General features: G+C 73.4%; 12 protein-coding genes and 1 pseudogene. 7 read left to right on the top strand and 6 right to left on the bottom strand.

The annotated features are described in order from the left end of the window. The first annotated feature begins 1 nt into the window (after position 1). The 3 genes from ACYVOM_RS11365 to ACYVOM_RS11355 all read left to right on the top strand — a co-directional run bounded on the left by ACYVOM_RS11365 (position 2) and on the right by ACYVOM_RS11355 (position 5628). Positions 2 to 2764 carry a hypothetical protein gene (locus tag ACYVOM_RS11365; RefSeq protein ID WP_460303251.1) on the top strand — a complete coding sequence of 921 codons (2763 nt, stop codon included), beginning with the start codon at positions 2 to 4 and terminating at the stop codon, positions 2762 to 2764. Between the two features lie 104 nt (positions 2765 to 2868). Continuing rightward, positions 2869 to 4932 carry an NAD-dependent DNA ligase LigA gene (gene ligA / locus ACYVOM_RS11360; protein ID WP_460303250.1) on the top strand — a complete coding sequence of 688 codons (2064 nt, stop codon included), beginning with the start codon at positions 2869 to 2871 and terminating at the stop codon, positions 4930 to 4932. Between the two features lie 366 nt (positions 4933 to 5298). Further along, the gene (locus ACYVOM_RS11355) at positions 5299 to 5628 is read left to right on the top strand and encodes a hypothetical protein (RefSeq protein ID WP_460303249.1); all 330 of its coding nucleotides are present in this window, start codon (positions 5299 to 5301) and stop codon (positions 5626 to 5628) included. Positions 5629 to 5789: 161 nt separating this feature from the next. On the opposite strand, the gene ACYVOM_RS11350 is transcribed toward ACYVOM_RS11355, so the two are convergent. Then, complete coding sequence (locus tag ACYVOM_RS11350; protein ID WP_460303248.1) at positions 5790 to 7148, bottom strand: MFS transporter; 1359 nt, start codon at positions 7146 to 7148, stop codon at positions 5790 to 5792. A 186-nt stretch (positions 7149 to 7334) separates the two neighbouring features. Between ACYVOM_RS11350 and ACYVOM_RS11345 the strand changes: the two are divergent. Next, positions 7335 to 8213 (top strand): annotated as a pseudogene (locus ACYVOM_RS11345) (LysR family transcriptional regulator). 28 nt (positions 8214 to 8241) lie between these two features. Here the strand turns inward: ACYVOM_RS11345 and ACYVOM_RS11340 are convergent. Further along, positions 8242 to 8613 carry a hypothetical protein gene (locus ACYVOM_RS11340; RefSeq protein WP_460303247.1) on the bottom strand — a complete coding sequence of 124 codons (372 nt, stop codon included), beginning with the start codon at positions 8611 to 8613 and terminating at the stop codon, positions 8242 to 8244. A gap of 177 nt (positions 8614 to 8790) precedes the next feature. On the opposite strand from ACYVOM_RS11340, the gene ACYVOM_RS11335 reads away from it, so the two are divergent. From ACYVOM_RS11335 to ACYVOM_RS11325, 3 genes are all read left to right on the top strand, one after another. Then, positions 8791 to 9249 carry a hemerythrin domain-containing protein gene (locus tag ACYVOM_RS11335; protein ID WP_460303246.1) on the top strand — a complete coding sequence of 153 codons (459 nt, stop codon included), beginning with the start codon at positions 8791 to 8793 and terminating at the stop codon, positions 9247 to 9249. Positions 9250 to 9281: 32 nt separating this feature from the next. Then, on the top strand, positions 9282 to 9482 hold the full coding sequence (locus tag ACYVOM_RS11330) for a hypothetical protein (protein ID WP_460303245.1): 201 nt from the start codon (positions 9282 to 9284) through the stop codon (positions 9480 to 9482). 161 nt (positions 9483 to 9643) lie between these two features. Beyond that, positions 9644 to 12754, top strand: coding sequence for an ATP-binding protein (locus ACYVOM_RS11325; RefSeq protein WP_460303244.1), 3111 nt, complete (start codon positions 9644 to 9646; stop codon positions 12752 to 12754). 14 nt (positions 12755 to 12768) lie between these two features. On the opposite strand, the gene ACYVOM_RS11320 is transcribed toward ACYVOM_RS11325, so the two are convergent. The 4 genes from ACYVOM_RS11320 to ACYVOM_RS11305 all read right to left on the bottom strand — a co-directional run bounded on the left by ACYVOM_RS11320 (position 12769) and on the right by ACYVOM_RS11305 (position 16474). Beyond that, the gene (locus ACYVOM_RS11320) at positions 12769 to 13611 is read right to left on the bottom strand and encodes an ABC transporter permease (protein WP_460303243.1); all 843 of its coding nucleotides are present in this window, start codon (positions 13609 to 13611) and stop codon (positions 12769 to 12771) included. Then, entirely contained in the window at positions 13608 to 14579 is a 972-nt protein-coding gene (locus tag ACYVOM_RS11315) for an ATP-binding cassette domain-containing protein (protein WP_460303242.1), read from the bottom strand. Before ACYVOM_RS11315 ends, ACYVOM_RS11320 begins: the two co-directional genes overlap by 4 nt. Before the next feature lie 224 nt (positions 14580 to 14803). Further along, positions 14804 to 15748 (bottom strand): ADP-ribosylation family protein, encoded by a 945-nt coding sequence (locus ACYVOM_RS11310; protein ID WP_460303241.1) that lies wholly within the window; start codon positions 15746 to 15748, stop codon positions 14804 to 14806. Between the two features lie 201 nt (positions 15749 to 15949). After that, entirely contained in the window at positions 15950 to 16474 is a 525-nt protein-coding gene (locus ACYVOM_RS11305) for a winged helix-turn-helix transcriptional regulator (protein ID WP_460303240.1), read from the bottom strand. Positions 16475 to 16679 lie beyond the last annotated feature (205 nt).

The raw sequence follows: 16679 nt of genomic DNA, 5'->3' as shown, positions 1-16679 counted from the left end.
TGTGCTCAGCTCCTCCACAAAGCGGAAGAACTCCAAGAAGAAGCGCTCCCACGACGGCGGCGACGGCGGCGACGCCGGAGGCGGCGGAGGCAGCAGCCTGTCCGACCGCTCCTCCTCCGCCCTGTCGAGGTCGGATTCGTCCGACGACGACGGCGGCGACGTCGGAAGCACGGCGAAGAAGGCCCGGACCGACGGCGACGACGACGGCGTGAGCCCGATGGACACGACGGGCTCGTTCTCCGGGTCATCCGGGAGCGGGCGGACCTCACCGACCTCCGGCAGCAACTCCCCGTCCCGTCCGGCGACGAAGCAGGACCGGGTCGCGAACAACCCCCAGGCTCCCCGGACGTCGGGCGTTACGCAGGCAGCGCGGCGGGTCGCGTCCGGCGACGGCGGGTCCGGGCCGGACGGCGCCGACGCGAGCGCCGACGGGCAGGACGGCGCCGACCAGGACGGCACCGGGCCGCAGTCCGGGAAGCGGATCACGCTGGTGCCGTACGTCAAACTCGCCAACGGCCTCATCAAGGCGGTCAAATTCGGCCGCGAGCGCACGCCGTCGCCGTTCAAGAGCGCCATGGGCGACCACACGAGCTCGTGGGCCTCGGTCGTCGACGGCATGCACGCGATGGTGTTCGGCAAGTCCGTGGGGGACGCGGTGAACGTCCTGGAGGCGCGGCAGAACGCCGCGAAGGCCTGGATGTCCGACCCGGCCTCCGACGGGCAGCGGCTGTTCGAGGCGCTGCCCGACGAGGAGCAGGACTACCGGCGGCCGCTGCTGGAGCATTACGCCACGAGGGTGAACGAACTCCTCACCCAGGCCCGGGCGGAACTCGCCTCGGGCTCCGTCGTCGACGGCCTCAGCGCCGAGACCCGCGCGGCCGACCTGCTGGCCGACGCGATGAGCCACTCGCTCGCCTACGGCAACTTCCTGCCCAACGCCACGGTGCGCGCCGCCGACGACACGGGCTCCAGCGGCTCGGGCGAAGGCTCGGCACGGGCGAACGTCGTCGCCTACGAGCGGCAGCGCGAGACGGAGATCAGCCGCGCCGAGCAGCGCGGCGAGCGGCGCGATCCGAGCCTCCGGGTCGCCCTGGGACTCAAGAATCCCAGCGCCGCGCTCAACGGGGAGCTCTGGAAGCTGTTCTCGATGGAGGCCGCGATCCGGGCGGCCGACCTCGAACGCGTCGTCGCGCCCCAGGCGGCCAAGGAGAAGGCGGCCAGAATGCGTGAGCTGGAGAAGGTCGCCCAGGACCTCGCGGCGGCGATCCCGCACTTCCTCGTCCCGGCCAAGTCGGCGCAGTCTCCCGGGGCCCCGGCCGCGAAGCGGACCGCCGCCCTGCCCAAACTCCCGTCCGGCACGGACACGCTGACGCTGCGTTTGCTCAGGCTGCCTACCGCAGCCGGTCCCCGGCCCGCCGCAGGCACGGTGCGACTGGACCAGCTCCACCTGGTGAGCGGCCGCGTGCAGCAGGTCGCCGACGCCGCCAAGCTGTACACGGCGGACTACGTGGCGAACGAGCGCGGCGACCACCGCGCGATCGTGGCGCTGGAGCAGGCGATCGCCGAGGCCGCCAGGCAGTTGAGCAGTCTGATGGGCAAGGTGAAGCCCTCCGAGTCCGACAATCTGGAAAAGGCCAAGGCCGCTTTGGCGAGCGCTTCGGCGAACGTGCTGGCCAAGGCCGCCTATCTGGAGGAGGATCCGTCGGCCACCCGGGAGCTCCCCGCCCTCATGCTCGGGCATCTGCTGCACGAGTTCCAGAACAACGTGGCGGGCAGCTACCCGGAGACCGCGGCGAAGGCCGCGTTCCTCGGCGACGACGCGGCCAAGGCCGCCACCCAGGCGCTCACCGAAGGACTGCGCCAGGCGGGGTTCAGGAAGCTCGACGACGCGGAGGTGCGGAACCTCGCCGACGGGATCGAGGCGGTGCACACCCGCCTCGGCCCCGTGAAGCTGGCCGCCGACGCCCGCTGGATCATGGACGCCGACACCGACGGCCTCCTCGTCGCGTTCCGCGACGGCGAGCTGGCCATCCAGGGCCGCCCCGCCGCCCCCGTTGGGATCACCGGCATGGGCGCGCACACGACGTCCTGGGTGACCGAGGTCATGGCGGTCGAGCAGCTGCTGAAGGAGCACAAGAGGAGCGGGATCAAGGCGGAGCTCGACAAGGAGGTCAAGAAGGACCTCAAGGGGCCCCTGATCCGGGACCTCGCGGCCCTGCTGCCCTCCGCCCAGCTCCAGGGCGGTCAACTCAACGCGGTCTTCGCCGCGGCCCAGCGTGCGCTGGAGGCCGACACCGCGGAGGAGTCGATCCAGGCGTACCTGAGCTTCCGCAACCTCCTGCCCTTCGCCACCGTCGCGGCCGGCAGCCCCGACGGCAAGGGCGAGGGCAGGAACGCCTCGAAGAACGCGAACTACGACGCGGGCGCGATCGAGGCGGTCATCACGCTCAAGAACGACGAGTACAAGGCGGAGAATCTTCGCAAGACGGCCGATCGGCTGAACGGCGCCGCAACGGCGCTGAGCACGGCGCTCAGCGCTCCGGCGGACATCGCCCCCGACGGCACGACGGCGAAGACCTGGCGCGATCGCCCCGAGATCGACGACGCGGTCCGCAAGACCATCGCCGCGCTCCGCGCCGAGGCCGGCGAGCTCGAGCAGGCCCGGACGACCAAGACGAACATCGCGGCGGACTCCCACACCGACAAGATCCGCACGGTCCGCAGGACGGCGCACAACGCCGTCTGGAACATGGGGCACCCGTGACCCGCCCGTACCGCCGCCCGGCGGTCTCCGGCTGAGCGGGGCGACGCCGTCGAACGCGGTCGGGCCTCGGCGGGAATGTCAGACCCGGGCGGCAGGATGTGACCATGAGCAACGTTGCGCCGACCGCGATCGTCGACGAGGCAGCCTACGCGGCGGCCGTCGAACTCGCCGTCTCCTCGGCCGCCGCCTACTACGGCGACGGTTCGTCCACCCTGGACGACGACACCTACGACCAGACGGTGCGGGCGATCGCCGCGTGGGAGGCCGAGCATCCAGAGCAGGTGCGGCCCGACTCGCCGACGGGCAAGGTCGCCGGCGGGGCCGTCACCGGCGACGTGCCGCACACCCGGCCGATGCTGTCGCTCGACAACGTCTTCTCGGCCGCGGAGCTCGCCAAGTGGGCCGAAGGGCTGGAGCGGCGGCTCGGGGCGCCGGTGCGGGGCTGGGCCGTCGAGGCGAAGCTCGACGGCCTGGCGATCTCCGCGCGGTACCGGGGCGGACGGCTCGTGCAGCTCGTGACGCGCGGCGACGGCATCGCGGGAGAGGACGTCTCGCACGGCATCGGCCAGATCGTCGGGCTGCCCGCCGAGCTGGCCGAGCCCGTCACCGTCGAGGTGCGCGGCGAGGTGCTGTTCACGACCGCGCAGTTCGAGGCGGCCAACGCGCTGCGGATGGAGCACGGCGGCACGCCGTTCGCCAACCCGCGCTCGGCCGCCGCCGGAAGCCTGCGCGCCAAGGACCGGCCCTACAAGGTGGAGTTCACGTTCTTCGGCTACGGGGCGCTGCCCTTCGAGGACGGCTCCGCGGACCTCCTCGCGCTGCCGCACACGGGCGTCATGGAGCACGTCGCGAAGCTCGGGGTGCGGACCAGCGCCGCCGCGCTGCCGGGCCCACTCGGCTACGACGCGCTGGAGGGCGTGACCGCGCGGATCGAGGAGATCGCGGCGGCGCGGGCCGAGCTCGCGTTCGGCATCGACGGCATCGTGATCAAGGCCGACAGCGCCGAGGACCAGGAGAAGGCGGGGCTCTCCTCGCGGGCGCCAAGGTGGGCGATCGCCTACAAGCTGCCCGCCGACACCCGCACCACGGTGCTGCGCGGCGTCGAATGGGCCGTGGGCCGCACCGGGATCATCGCGCCGCGGGCCGTGCTCGAGCCCGTGGAGATCGACGGCGTCACCGTCACCTACGCCACGCTGCACAACCCTGCCGACATCACCCGGCGGGATCTGATGATCGGCGACACCGTCAGCGTGAAGCGGGCCGGCGACGTCATCCCGCGCGTCGAGGCGCCGCTGGTGCAGGCGCGCACGGGGGACGAGCAGCCGATCGCGTTCCCCGAGACCTGCCCGCGTTGCGGCGGCGCGATCGACCGGAGCCAGGAGCGGTGGCGGTGCGAGCTCGGCCGTGCCTGCAACACCGTCGCGTCGATCTCCTACGCGGTCGGCCGCGACCAGCTCGACATCGAAGGGCTCGGCCAGACCCGGGTCGTCCAGCTCGTCGAGGCGGGGTTGATCGCCGACTTCGCCGACCTCTTCGCCCTCACCCGCGAGCAGCTCCTCGGCCTGGAGCGCATGGGCGAGACCTCCACCGACAACCTCCTCGCCGCGATCGAGGCCGCCAGGTCCCGTCCGCTCAGCAGGGTCTTCGCCGCCCTGGGCGTCCGCGGCACGGGCCGTTCCATGTCCCGCCGGATCGCCCGGTACTTCGCCACGATGGACCTCATCCGCGCCGCCGACGCCGACTCCGTCCAGAAGGTCGAGGGGATAGGCCCGGAGAAGGCCGTCGTCCTCGTCGCCGAACTCGCCGAGATAGCCCCCCTCATCGACAAGCTCGCCGCCGCCGGCGTCAACATGACCGAGCCCGGCGCCACCCCTCCCTCAGAGGACGCGGAGCCGGCCCCCGCCGAAGCGGCAGACCTGCCCCTGTCCGGCATGTCCGTCGTAGTCACCGGCGCCATGACCGGCCCCCTGGAGAACCTCTCCCGCAACGAGATGAACGAGCTCATCGAACGCGCCGGCGGAAAGGCCTCCTCCTCGGTCTCCAAGAAGACCTCCCTCGTCGTCGCGGGCGAAAAGGCCGGCTCCAAACTCACCAAGGCCACCGACCTAGGCATCCCCGTCATCACCCCTGACGAGTTCGCCGCCCGCATCACGCCCTTCCTCCCCTGACCCCCGAACCCCACCGACCGCACGCCCCGCCCAGCATGCCTGTCCGCCCCGGACCCCGCATCGGCGGCCACGGCAGCACGGAACGACGGTGCGCGCTGCGACGCCCGGCCCGACCCGCGGCCGGTGCGGCGCGGCTTTGCGGTGGCCCGTGAGCTGTTGCGACGCTCTTTCTCGGTCTCGACTCCAGGCGTGTGAAGGTCACGGCGGATGCGGTGCCGAGCGGGCGTCTTCGGCGGAGGTGAGGCACCCTCGCGGACGAGGCGGGCGGGTCGTCCCGCGTCGTTGGTGCGGCCCGGGGAAAGAGGTTCCGAGAAGTTCGGTGGGAGTCGGCAGGTTCCGGGGGTCTGGCGTTCGGGAGGATCTGTCGTGGCCTACTGTCTGACGTTCTTCTGTCGGAGCGGTGCGGAGAACGGAGCGGCGGCGCTGGCGAGGCTGCTCGCGGAGGTGGCGGAGGACGGTGCGCCTCTCCTGGTCAGGCGGGATCCTGTCGGCCGTGTCGCCGAGGTCGACTGCTGCGACCTCGCGACGGACGACGGCTCGGGGCGGCCCGCGTCGGGCTGGCTCATCCTGAGCGGCGCAACCGACTGGCCGCTCGTCCACCGCCTCTGGGCCGCCCTCGCCACCCTCTGGTCGGCCGTCGCCTGGGACGAACAGTCCGGATTCGCCCTTGACAAGCCCACCCCGACACCCACTTGAGCCCGCCGAGATCACCGTCGGGAAGCCTCACTCCGGCCAGTCGCGGACCTTCACCCTCTTGCTCGGGGCGGCGCCGGACAAGGCGGCCGCGAGGGCCGCGCTGCCCGGACGGCGCCACCCGCGTGGGGCGGGCCTCCGGGCGGCTCGGGTCGGGGGAGGAGTCACCGGTGCCCTGACGGCGCCGCGGCTGGCGCGCTGCGCGAGCGGGCGAACCAGAGGGCGGAGGCGGCGCAGACCGGGGCGGCGAGGGCGAGGGCGCGGCCGGGGCCCGTCGCGGCGGCCAGCGAGCCCATGGCGGCGACGCCGATGGTCGCGCCGACCTGGCGGACGGCGTTGAGGAGGCCGCCGGCGGAACCTGCGGCGCCGTCAGGTGCGGCCTGGACGATGGCGGCGACCAGGGCGGGCAGGACCAGTGAGACCCCGTAACCGCAGACGAAGAGCCCGGCGGCCAGCCACGGGTAGGGGGCGGCCGTGCCCGCGGCCACGCCTACGGCCGCCCCGCCGCACGCCAGCGCGCCCAGGCCCGCCAGTACCGGGGGACGCGGGCCGAACCTGGCGACGAGCCGGCCCGTCACCGGCGGGTTCAGCGCGAACGGCACGGTCAGCGGCAGGAAGGCCCAGCCCGTCGCCGCCGCGGACAGGCCCCGGTCGCGGAGCAGCAGTGGCAGCACGAACAGGATCCCGTTCAGCGCGAAGCCGACCGCCGCGCCCGCCGCGATCCCGGCCCGCGCGCCCGGAGACGCCAGCAGCGCCCGGTCCGCGACGGGCGCGGGACTGCGCCGCTCCCGCACCGCGAACGCCGCGGCGGCGGCCAGCGCGCCGAGCCCGGGCCACCATGCCCCCGCGGGGTCGTCGGATCCGGCTCGGATCAGCGCGTCCGTCAGGAGCGCGAGCGCCGCGCCCGCCGCGAGCTGCGCGGGCCAGTCGATCCGCCGGTCCGACGCGGGCACCGCTGCCGCGCGGCTCGCCGTCGCCGCCAGCACCGCCACCGCGAGCGGCGCGTTCACCACGAACACGGCGCGCCAGCCCGCCGCGTCCACGAGCAGCCCGCCGCACACCGGGCCGAGCGCGACCGCCGCGCCGCTCACCGCCGCCCACGTCGCGACGGCCCGAGCCCGCTCCCGTGCCGCCGGGTACAACCCAGCGATCACCGCCAGGGACGCCGGGACGCACGCGGCAGCCGCCGCCCCCGTCACCGCCCGCAGCCCGCCGAGGATCGCCGCCGACGGCGCAGCCGCGCTCGCCAGCGACCCGATCGCGAACAGCGCCACCCCGCCCCGGAACACCCGCTGCGCTCCGTACCGGTCGGCCAGCGCCCCGCCCGCCGGCAGCAGCGCCCCGAACGCCACCGTGTAGGCCGCCACCGCCCACTGCAACCCGCCGACATCCGTCCCGAGCGACGTCGCGAGATCAGGCTCCGCGACGGACAGCACGGTCAGATCCAGCAACACCATGAAATATCCCAGCGAGACACCCAAAAGGGCGATCCTCCGCCGACCGGTCGAAAGAATCACGTTCATGGCGCATCACCCTGCGCCCCCACTCCCGCCGGCTCGACCGGACCACCCGAACACCCCGTTCGGTTCTCCCGAACACCCGCCCTACCCCCGCCCTCACCGCCCTACAGGTCCTGGTGCTCGTGCCTCGGGCGGCGGGTGGTGTGATCGTTTCGGAGATATCGTTGGTGTTCGGATCGCGGGGGGAAGATGGATCTCGCTGGGCTTCGGGTTTTCCAGGCCGTGGTGCGGCATCGGACGGTGCAGGGGGCGGCGGTCGCGCTGGATCTCGCGCCGTCGAGTGTGTCGGCGCGGATTCGGGCGCTGGAGGAGTCGCTGGGCGTCGCGCTGTTCACGCGGACGCCGCAGGGGATGGTGCTGAGCGGCGCGGGGGAGCGGCTGGCGCCGTGGGCGGTGCGGTTGCTCGGGCAGGCCGAGCAGGCCAGGGCCGAGGTGGCGGGGAGCGCGCCGGAGCTGCGGCTCGGGGCGTTGGAGAGCCTCGTGGCGGAGTGCGTGCCCGGGGTGCTGGCGCGGCTCGCCGCGCGTCGGCCGGACACGCGCGTGCGGGTGGCCGCGTCGGTCAGCCGCGCCGAGCTGCTCGCCGATGTCGCCGCCGGCGAGCTGGACGCCGCCCTCGTCCTCGACGCCGGCCCGGCCCTGGGCGGGCTCGGCTTCGCCGCGCCGCCCGATCCCGTCGCGTTCGCCGACGTCGAGGACGTCCCCCTCGCCCTCGTCGCGGCCCCCGGCCATCCGCTGGCCGCGCGATCCGACCTCACCCCGGACGACCTGGCGCGCGAACGGCTCCTGGTCAACGCCCCCGCCTGCTCCTTCCGGCTCGCCGCCGACTGACTGCTCGGGCCGGGACCGGAACGGGTCGAGGTCGGCGGCCCGTCCGTGATGCGCGCCTGGGCGGAGCGGGGGCTCGGCCTGGCGCTGCTCCCGGAGTTCGCCGTCGCGGGCGCGCTGGCTTCGGGCGGCCTCGTCCGCCTGCCCCTGGCCGTCCCGCCCCTGGCCCTGCGCCTCGTCTGGCACGCGGCCCGCGAAGACCTCCCGGGCCTGCGCGACGTCCTCTACGCCGCCGCCTCCTGACGGCAAGGGCCCGATCGGCGCGGGCACGCTACGGGCGCGTGAGCAGCCAGCGCCATCTCGGCAGTTCCAGCACGACGGCGCCTGCTGCGAGCACCGCGACGGCGCCCGCCGCCCATCCGGGCCAGACCAGCCAGGAGCAGACCACCGCGGCGACGATCTGGAGCAGCACCAGGAGCACGGTGACGGACCCCGGAACGGGGACGATCACCTGAGCCTTGTCGCCCGGGGTGGCGAAGACCGTCGGAAGCCCGATCAGCACGAGGACGGAGAGGACCGCGGCCCACCAGGCGTACCCGGCCAGCGCCCACGGCGTCGCCACCCAAGCGACGAGTTCCGTCGCGAACCGCAGCACGGAGGCCGCCCGGTCGTCCGGACGCACGGGGCCGGTCTGCTCGTTCATGCCGCGGACGATCTCACATTTCGGTGCATCTCCGCCAGAATGCCGATTCTGGTGGCGGCCCCGTGGCGCCTCGGTTAGGGTCGTGACCAACGTCGCGTGTCGATGGCGGGCTGCGTCAGGCATGGAGGCGTCGGATCCGGAAGGCGGTCGTCATGACCCTTTCCCCGTTCCCCACCCGTGGGTGAGGGCGAGAAGAACAGGCTCATCGCCTGGCACCGTGAACTCCAGGCCGCGCATCACCGGTTGCGCCACGCGCTGGAAGTCGCCCGCGAGTCCGCCGAGGACGCCTCGGCCCGCACCGAACTCCTCCTGTACTGCAAGGGCTTCTGCGCCGCCCTCGACGGCCACCACACCCGCGAGGACGAAGGTCTCTTCCCGGAGCTGGCGGCGCGCCACCCGTCGCTCCGGCCCGTGCTCGCGAAGCTGCGCCAAGACCACGACATGATCGCGACCCTCCTCGCCGGATTCGACCGCGCGATCGCCTCGGCGGCCCCGCCGACCGAGCTGTTCCGGCACCTCGACGGCCTCGCCGCGATCATGGAGTCCCATTTCCGCTTCGAGGAACGCGAACTCCTCGGCGTCCTGGCCGCCCTCGACGTCGAAGCCGACCCCCGCGACCTCCTGGGACCCCTCTGACCGCTGCCTATGAGCGAACCCTCTACTCCGGCATGCGCGCCTCCACCGGCATCGAACTCCTCGGCACCGTGATCACCCACTGCCCCGGCGATCTCCCCGTGGCCCTCGCCGCCTGGGAAGGCCGCATGCGCCCCTTCATCGCCGCCCGCCAGTCCCTGGCCGTCAAGGAGCGCCTCATCCTCACCCCCGACGACCGCCGGGAGATCCTCGTCCGTCGCGGCATGATGAGCTGATGACGTCCCCCGGACCACCGCCGCCCTCATGAGGAACGGCACCCGAGGCATACGGGCCGAGTACGCGGACCTCGCCGCCCCCTGACGCACCCGGACCACGGCGAGGGGCGGATCGCGATCATGGCGCCTCGGCCGTCGCCGCGGCGGCCTAGACTTGGGGGATGCCGATCGAACTGCGCCTGCTCGACGGGGTGCGGTGGCGAGGGCAGGCCGTGGTGGGGGAGCGGGCGCAGGCGCTGCTGGCGGCGCTGGTGCTGGCGGGGCGCGCGGTGCCCGCCGACAGGCTGGTGGCGGAGGTGTGGGGTGCGGACGAGCCGGGCAATCCGCTGAAGGCCCTGCAGGTGCTGGTGTCGCGGACCAGGGCGGTCGTGGGCGCGGAGGCGCTCGTCACGGAAGGCGGCGGATACCGGCTCGAAGTGGCGGCCGAACGCGTGGACGCCCTCGTGCTGCGCGGGCTCGCCGGGCGCGCGCGGGCCCTGCTCGCGGAGGACCCCGCCGGGTCGGTCGCGGTGGCCGAGGAGGCCCTCGCGATGGGCGGCGGAACACTGCCCCCCGAGGGCGACGGACCGCTCGCCGAGGTGCGCGCGCGGGCGGAGAACGATCTCGCGGGCCTTCGCGCGGTGCTCGCCCGGGCACGGAGCCGTGGCGGCGATCACGAGGCCGCGCTCGTCCAGCTCGAAGCCGCCGTGCGGGCCCGCCCCGACGACGAAGGGCTGCTCGCCGATCTGCTGCGCAGCGAGGCCGCGGTGCGCGGGCCGGGCGCGGCCCTCGAAAGGTTCGAGCGGTACCGGGCCGATCTTCGCGACCGGACGGGCTCCGATACCGGTCCCGAGCTGCGCCGCGTCCACCAGGAGGTGCTGGCGTTCGACAGTCCGGTGCGCGTCGGCGTCCGGTTCGACACGACCCCGCTGCTCGGCCGCGACGACGACCTCCGCAGGATCCGGGCCCTCCTCGCGACGTCCCGGGTCGTGTCGATCCTCGGCCCGGGCGGACTCGGCAAGACGAGGCTCTCCCACGTCGTCGCCCGCGCCGCGGCACAGCCGGTCGTGCACTTCGTCGAACTCGTCGGTGTGACCGCGTCCGAGGACCTCCTCGGTGAGCTCGGCTCCGCCCTCGGGGTCCGCGACTCGGTGACGGGCCGCCGCACGCTCACGCCGCAGCAGCGCGCCGACGTCCGCTCCCGGATCGCCCAGCAGCTCGACATGGCCCCGACCCTGCTCGTGCTCGACAACTGCGAGCACCTGGTCGAGGCGGTCGCCGAACTCGTCGCCCAGCTGGTCGCGACCACACGGGAGCTGCGCGTCCTCACCACGACCCGGGCGCCGCTCGCGATCGCCGCCGAACGCGTCTACCCGCTGCCGCAGCTCGGCTCCGGCGACGCGGTCGCCCTGTTCCGCGACAGGGCGACCGCGGCCAGGCCCGGGGTGCGCCTCACCGAGCCCGACGTGCGCGCCGTCGTCGACCGCCTCGACGGACTGCCGCTGGCGATCGAGTTGGCCGCCGCGAAGGTCAGGGTGATGTCCCCGACCGAGATCGCCCGCCGCCTCGACGACAGATTCGCCCTGTTGCGCGGCGGCGACCGCAGCGCTCCGTCCCGGCACCAGACGCTCCTCGCGGTGATCGACTGGTCCTGGAGCCTCCTTGACGAGCGGGAGCGCCGCGCCCTGCGCCGCCTCTCGGCCTTCCAGGACGGCTTCACCCTCGACGCCGCCGAAGAGGTCCTCGGCGACGACGTGCTCACCGACATCGCCGAACTCGTCGACCAGTCCCTGCTGACGGTCGTGGAGACCACCGAGGGCGTCCGGTACCGGATGCTGGAGATGGTGCGGGAGTTCGGCCGGATGCGCCTGGACGAGGCGGGGGAGACCGCCGCGGCGCGGGCCGCCGTGCGGGACTGGGCCGTCGGCTACGCCGCCCGGGAGAGCGCCAAGCTGTACTCGCGCAGCCAGTTCGAGGGGATGGACGCGATCCGCGCGGAGGAGGCGAACCTCTCCGACGTACTGCGCGAGGTCCTCGCCGAGCCGGATCCGGAATCCGCCGTCGTCCTGCTGTCGGCGCTGGGCGGCTTCTGGGCCATCCGCGGCGACCACGGGCGCACCATCGTGCTGGCCCCCGCCCTCGTGGCGGCCGTGGCAGGCTGGACACCGCCCGAACGGCTCCTGGACCGGACCAGGCTCTCCGTGGCCGTCACCCTGTTCAACGCGCTGGTACTCTCCCTCGACACCGTGGAGTCGCTGACGGGGTTGCTCGCCGATCTCGGCACCGAAGGCGCGAGCCCGGCGGTGCGGGCGCTGGTCGTCTCGCTGCTGGCCTGGGTCGCCGCGCCCGAGGGCGTCAACACGGAGCTCACGACCGACCCCGACCCGCTGATCCGCGCGATCACCCTGCACTGGCTGAGCCACGGCCTGGAGAACGCCGGCGACGTCCGCGGCGGGATCGAGGCGGGGGAGGCGGCCCTCGCCGAGGTCGGCGAGGAGGGCGGCCCGTGGCACCGTGCGCTCCTGCACACCCATCTGTTCGGGCTGCACGAGCACGTCGGAGACTGGGAGGCGGCCTCCCGGCACGCGGCGGCGGCACTCCCCGTGCTGGAGCGCCTCGGCTCGACCGACGACCTCGTCCAGATCCGCGCGGTCCTCGCCGGCAAGGCCCTGAAGGCGGGCCGCCGTGACGAGGCGGCCCGGATGATCGACGAACTCGACGAACTCGCCCGTCACGGCAATCAGATCGAGGCCCTGATGGTCGCGACGGTCCGCGCGCAGCTCGCTTTCGTGGACGGCCGCAACGCCGAAGGGCTCCAGCTGTACCGGGAGGCCTCCGCGGCGTTCAAGAACATGCCCCTGCCCGGCGTGCGGACCGAGTCCTTCCCGTGGATGATGCTCGGCGACGCCGTGGCGCTCTCGGCGTTCGCCCAGTACGGCGAGGGAGACGACGGAGCGGACATCTACGCCGCGGTGAAGACGCAGCTCCCGACCATGTTCACGGACGAGGAGCCCCCGCGGGACATCCCGATGACCGGCATGGTGTTCGCCGGGCTGGGCATCTGGGGCCTGCTGAAGAAGGCGATGCCCGCCGAGGAGGCGGTCCGGCTGCTCGTCCTCGCCGACCGCTTCTCCTACAACCGGTTCGCCTCGACGCTCCAGTGGCCCGTCCTGTCCGGGCACGCCGAGCGGATCGCGCCGGGCGCCCTCGCGCGGATCGAGGCGGAATACGGCGAACGGCGCGGCCTCGACCTGCTGGACGAGGCGCGCGCCGTGCTTGATCGGGTGCTCTGAGGCGATCCGGCCGACTACATCTTGCGGGAGTACGACCGGACCGCGAGCGGGGCGAAGATCGCGACGACCACGACGCAGCCGACGAGCGCCCAGCCGACCTGGGCCGTCACCTGGCCCTCGTTGAGCAGGTCGCGCACCGCCGAGACCACGTGGGACACCGGGTTGACCTTCACGAACGCCTCAAGCCAGCCGGGCAGCGTGGAGGCGGGCACGAACGCGTTCGACAGGAAGGTCAACGGGAAGAGGATCATCATCGAGATACCCTGGACGCTCTGCGCGGTCCGCGCGATCGTGCCGAGCCAGGTGAAGATCCAGGCCATCGACCAGCCGGCCGCGACCGTCAGCAGGATGCCGCCGACGCAGCCGAGCACGCCGCCGCCGGGTCGGTAGCCGATGGCGATGCCGGTGGCGAGCGTCAGGACCGACGCGACGCCGTAGCGGATCAGGTCGGCGACCATCGGCCCCGCGAGCGGCGCGATCCGCGCGATGGGCAGCGACTTGAAACGGTCGAAGACGCCCTTGTCCATATCTTCGCGCAACTGCACGCCCGTCGCCATGCACGCGGTCAGCGACGTCTGGGCGAGGATGCCGGGGATCAGAACGGGCAGGTAGTCCGAGACGCTGCCGGAGACCGCGCCGCCGAAGATGAAGGCGAACATCGCGGTGAACAGCAGCGGCTGGATCAGCACGTCGGCGAACTGCTCGGGGTTGCGCCGCATCTTGATCGTCGCGCGCCAGGCCATCGACAGGGTCTGCGACCAGGCCTCGACGGGGGAGTTGCGCGCGGTCGTCCGGGCGACGACGGCGGCGGGGTCGATCCGCGGGGCGGCGGGGGCGGGGGCGGTGGCGGTGGTCATCGGGCGGCCTCCTTCTGGGGTTCGTCGTCGGCGCCGTGGCCGGTCAGCGCGAGGAAGACCTCGTCGAGCGTCGGCTTGGCGACGCTCACCGAGGTGATGGCCAGGCCCGCCTCACGCAGGCCGATGAGGACGTCGGCGGCCCGGTTCGGGTCGGGCAGCGGCACGTTCATGCGGCCCGACTCCGGGGTCAGGACCGGCTCCTCGCCGAGCAGGCGGCGGACGACGTTCGAGGCCAGGCCTGTGTCGGCGCCCTCGGCGAGGCTCAACTGGAGGGTCGAGTCGCCGACCTGGGTCTTGAGGGCGTCCGGGGTGTCCTCGGCGACCTTGCGGCCCCGGTCGATCACCGCGACGCGGTCGGCGAGCTGGTCGGCCTCGTCGAGGTACTGGGTGGTGAGCAGGATCGTGGAGCCGTCGCTCACGAGGTCGCGGATCGTGTCCCACATCTGGCCGCGGGTCCGCGGGTCGAGGCCGGTCGTCGGCTCGTCCAGGAAGATCAGCGGCGGGCGGGTGATGAGGCTCGACGCGAGGTCGAGCCGGCGGCGCATGCCGCCGCTGAAGTTCTTCAAAGCCCGGTCGGCGGCCTCCTCCAGCCCGAAGCGGCCGAGCAGCTCGTCGGCGACGGCCTTGGCCCGGCCGCCGGACAGGCCCTGCAGCCTGCCGAACAGCCGCAGGTTCTCCAACGCGGTCAGATCCTCGTCGACCGAGGCGTACTGGCCGGTGAGGCCGACGAGCTGCCGGACGCGGTGCGGCTCCTTGCGGACGTCGACACCGAAGATCTCGGCCCGCCCGCCGTCGATCGGCAGCAGGGTGCCGAGCATCCTGATCGTCGTGGTCTTGCCCGCCCCGTTCGGCCCGAGCACCCCGAAGATCTCCCCCTGCCGGATCTCCAGGTCGACGTCGTCGACGGCCCGGAAGTCCCCGAAATCCTTGACGAGCCCTACAGCCCTGACGGCGCTGAGGTCCCCCATAGCGTGTTCTCCTTAATCCACCGGGCGCGTCCCGGCGACAACAAGAGCATCCCCGCCGCCGCCTTCGCCCCGGTTTCGCCCCGGTTTCACCGGAGATCGACGGCTTTCACCGAAGCTCGCCGTGAAACCGGCGGGCCCGCCCCGCTGGTCGGCGACGGCGTCGGTCCTCGCGGCGGGTGTAACCGGAGGGTTCGGCGGCTGGGGAGGCCCGCCGACCGTCCGCGCTACCGGCCTGGCGCGACGAGGACGTCGACCGATGGCAGGTCGCGGTGGGCGGAGTGGACTTCGGCGATCTCGGCCAGCGCGTCGCGGCCGAGGCTGCGGTAGGCGCCCGCGAGGAGTTCGCGCGAGGTCTCGCGGTAGGCGTCGCCGTCCAGCCAGTGGAGTTCGGCGCCGACCGTCAGGGCGAGGGCGGGGCGGCCGTCGGCGAGCTCGCGGGCGGCGCGGGCGATCCATGCGGCGGCCTCCGGGGCGCCGGAGTGGAGCGCCTTGAGGCGGGCGCCGGTCTCCTCGGCGAGGGGATCGCCGCTGCCTGGCGGGAGCGCCGGGGAGGGCGCGACCCCGTCCCAGCTGCGGCGGACGGAGGCCCAGCGGGGCGGTCCATCGGCCTCCAGCGCCTCGTGTTCGGCTTCGGCGAACCAGTCCAGGGCGGCGGACAGGGGCGCGAGGATCTCGGCCTCCTCGCCGTCGCCGCCGTAGTCGGCGGCGACCCGCTCGATCCCTTCGCGTATCACGTCCAGCAGGGTGCGGCCGCGGGTCCGCCAGGTCTCGGCCGAGTCGCGCGCGTAGTTGTGCACGACGAACGACGGCAGTTCGGCGGGATCGTCGTACCAGAGCCCGTGGTGCAGGCCGTCCGAACCGCCCGCGAGTACGGTGACGAACTCCGCCGGATCGCGCCGGTACCTCCCGTGCAGACGGGGATCGAGGCCGTCGCGGCCGACCAGCTCCAACCCTCCGTCGGCGAAGTACTCGGTGAGTCCCATCGGGCCCGTCTCCAGGTACCGCCACGCGCGCCGCTCGGCCTCGTCCGCGCCGGCCCACAGGGCGCAGAACACCGCGAGGTGCCGCGGAATCCGCAGCCCCCACTCGGCCCGCACCTTCGCCGCCACCGCCGGGAACCGCTCCTGCGCGGTGGCGAGAGCGGCCCGCCTCCGTCCGTCGACGTCCATACCGGCACGCTAGCGGCCCCCACCGACAGAACTCCGGGAGACGCCCGCACCAGCGTGCGGACGCAGCCGAGTCCTAGGGGCGCGGGCGAGGGGCGCGGCCGAGAGACGCGCCGACACGCGCCGAGCAGTGCGACGGCCGGTGCCGACGGACGCGGTCCGCGGAACCAGACGGACGCGGTCGGCCGGTGTCGGCGGAACCGCTCAGGCGTCGAGGACGAGGGGTTCCAGGAGGCGCCTCGGCTGGAGGAGGGCGCGGCTGACCGGGTCGGCGGGGTCGGGATCCAGATCGGGGCCGGGCAGCATCAGGACCTCCCGGACGGGGACCATCCGGGCGCAGTAGGGGCACTCTCCGCAGACGTCGAGTTCGGTGCCGCAGACCGCGTGCTGGAAGAGGCGCAGGGTCTGGCCTCCCGCGTGCTCGCGGCCCCACCGGCCCAGGACGCGCAGCGTCGGCCAGAGCGCGATCCCCATCTCGGTCGGCACGTACTCGTCGCGCGGCGGAGAGTCCTGATAGCGACGCTTCTCCAGGATCCCGTCGGCGCACAGCGCCTGCAACCGCGCCGCGAGCACGGCACGCGGCGCGCCCAGATGAACCAGGAAGTCGTTGTACCGCCGCACTCCGTAAAGGGCGTCCCGAACGACGAGCAGCGTCCACCGCTCGCCGATCCGCTCCAGCGCACGAGCGATCGAACACTCCTGTGTCGCGTAGTCCTTCCCCAGCGCCATACCCCCACCCTATCCGCGATCCCCCGCAGGTTCAATCAACGAACCTTCAATGCTACGGTGCTACCACATAGGTTCAATGAACGAACCAAGGCGCCAGAATCCCCCGCCTGCCCCCGCAGGTACGAAAGGACCGCCCGCCATGCCCGAAGCCGCCCCGACCCCCTCCCACCCCGACCCCCTCGAACCCCCCACCCCACCCCAGCCC

The sequence above is a fragment of the Actinocorallia aurea genome, from assembly GCF_054783995.1.
Note: the sequence above shows the minus strand (reverse complement) of the source record. Positions and strands in the feature narration are given on the sequence as shown.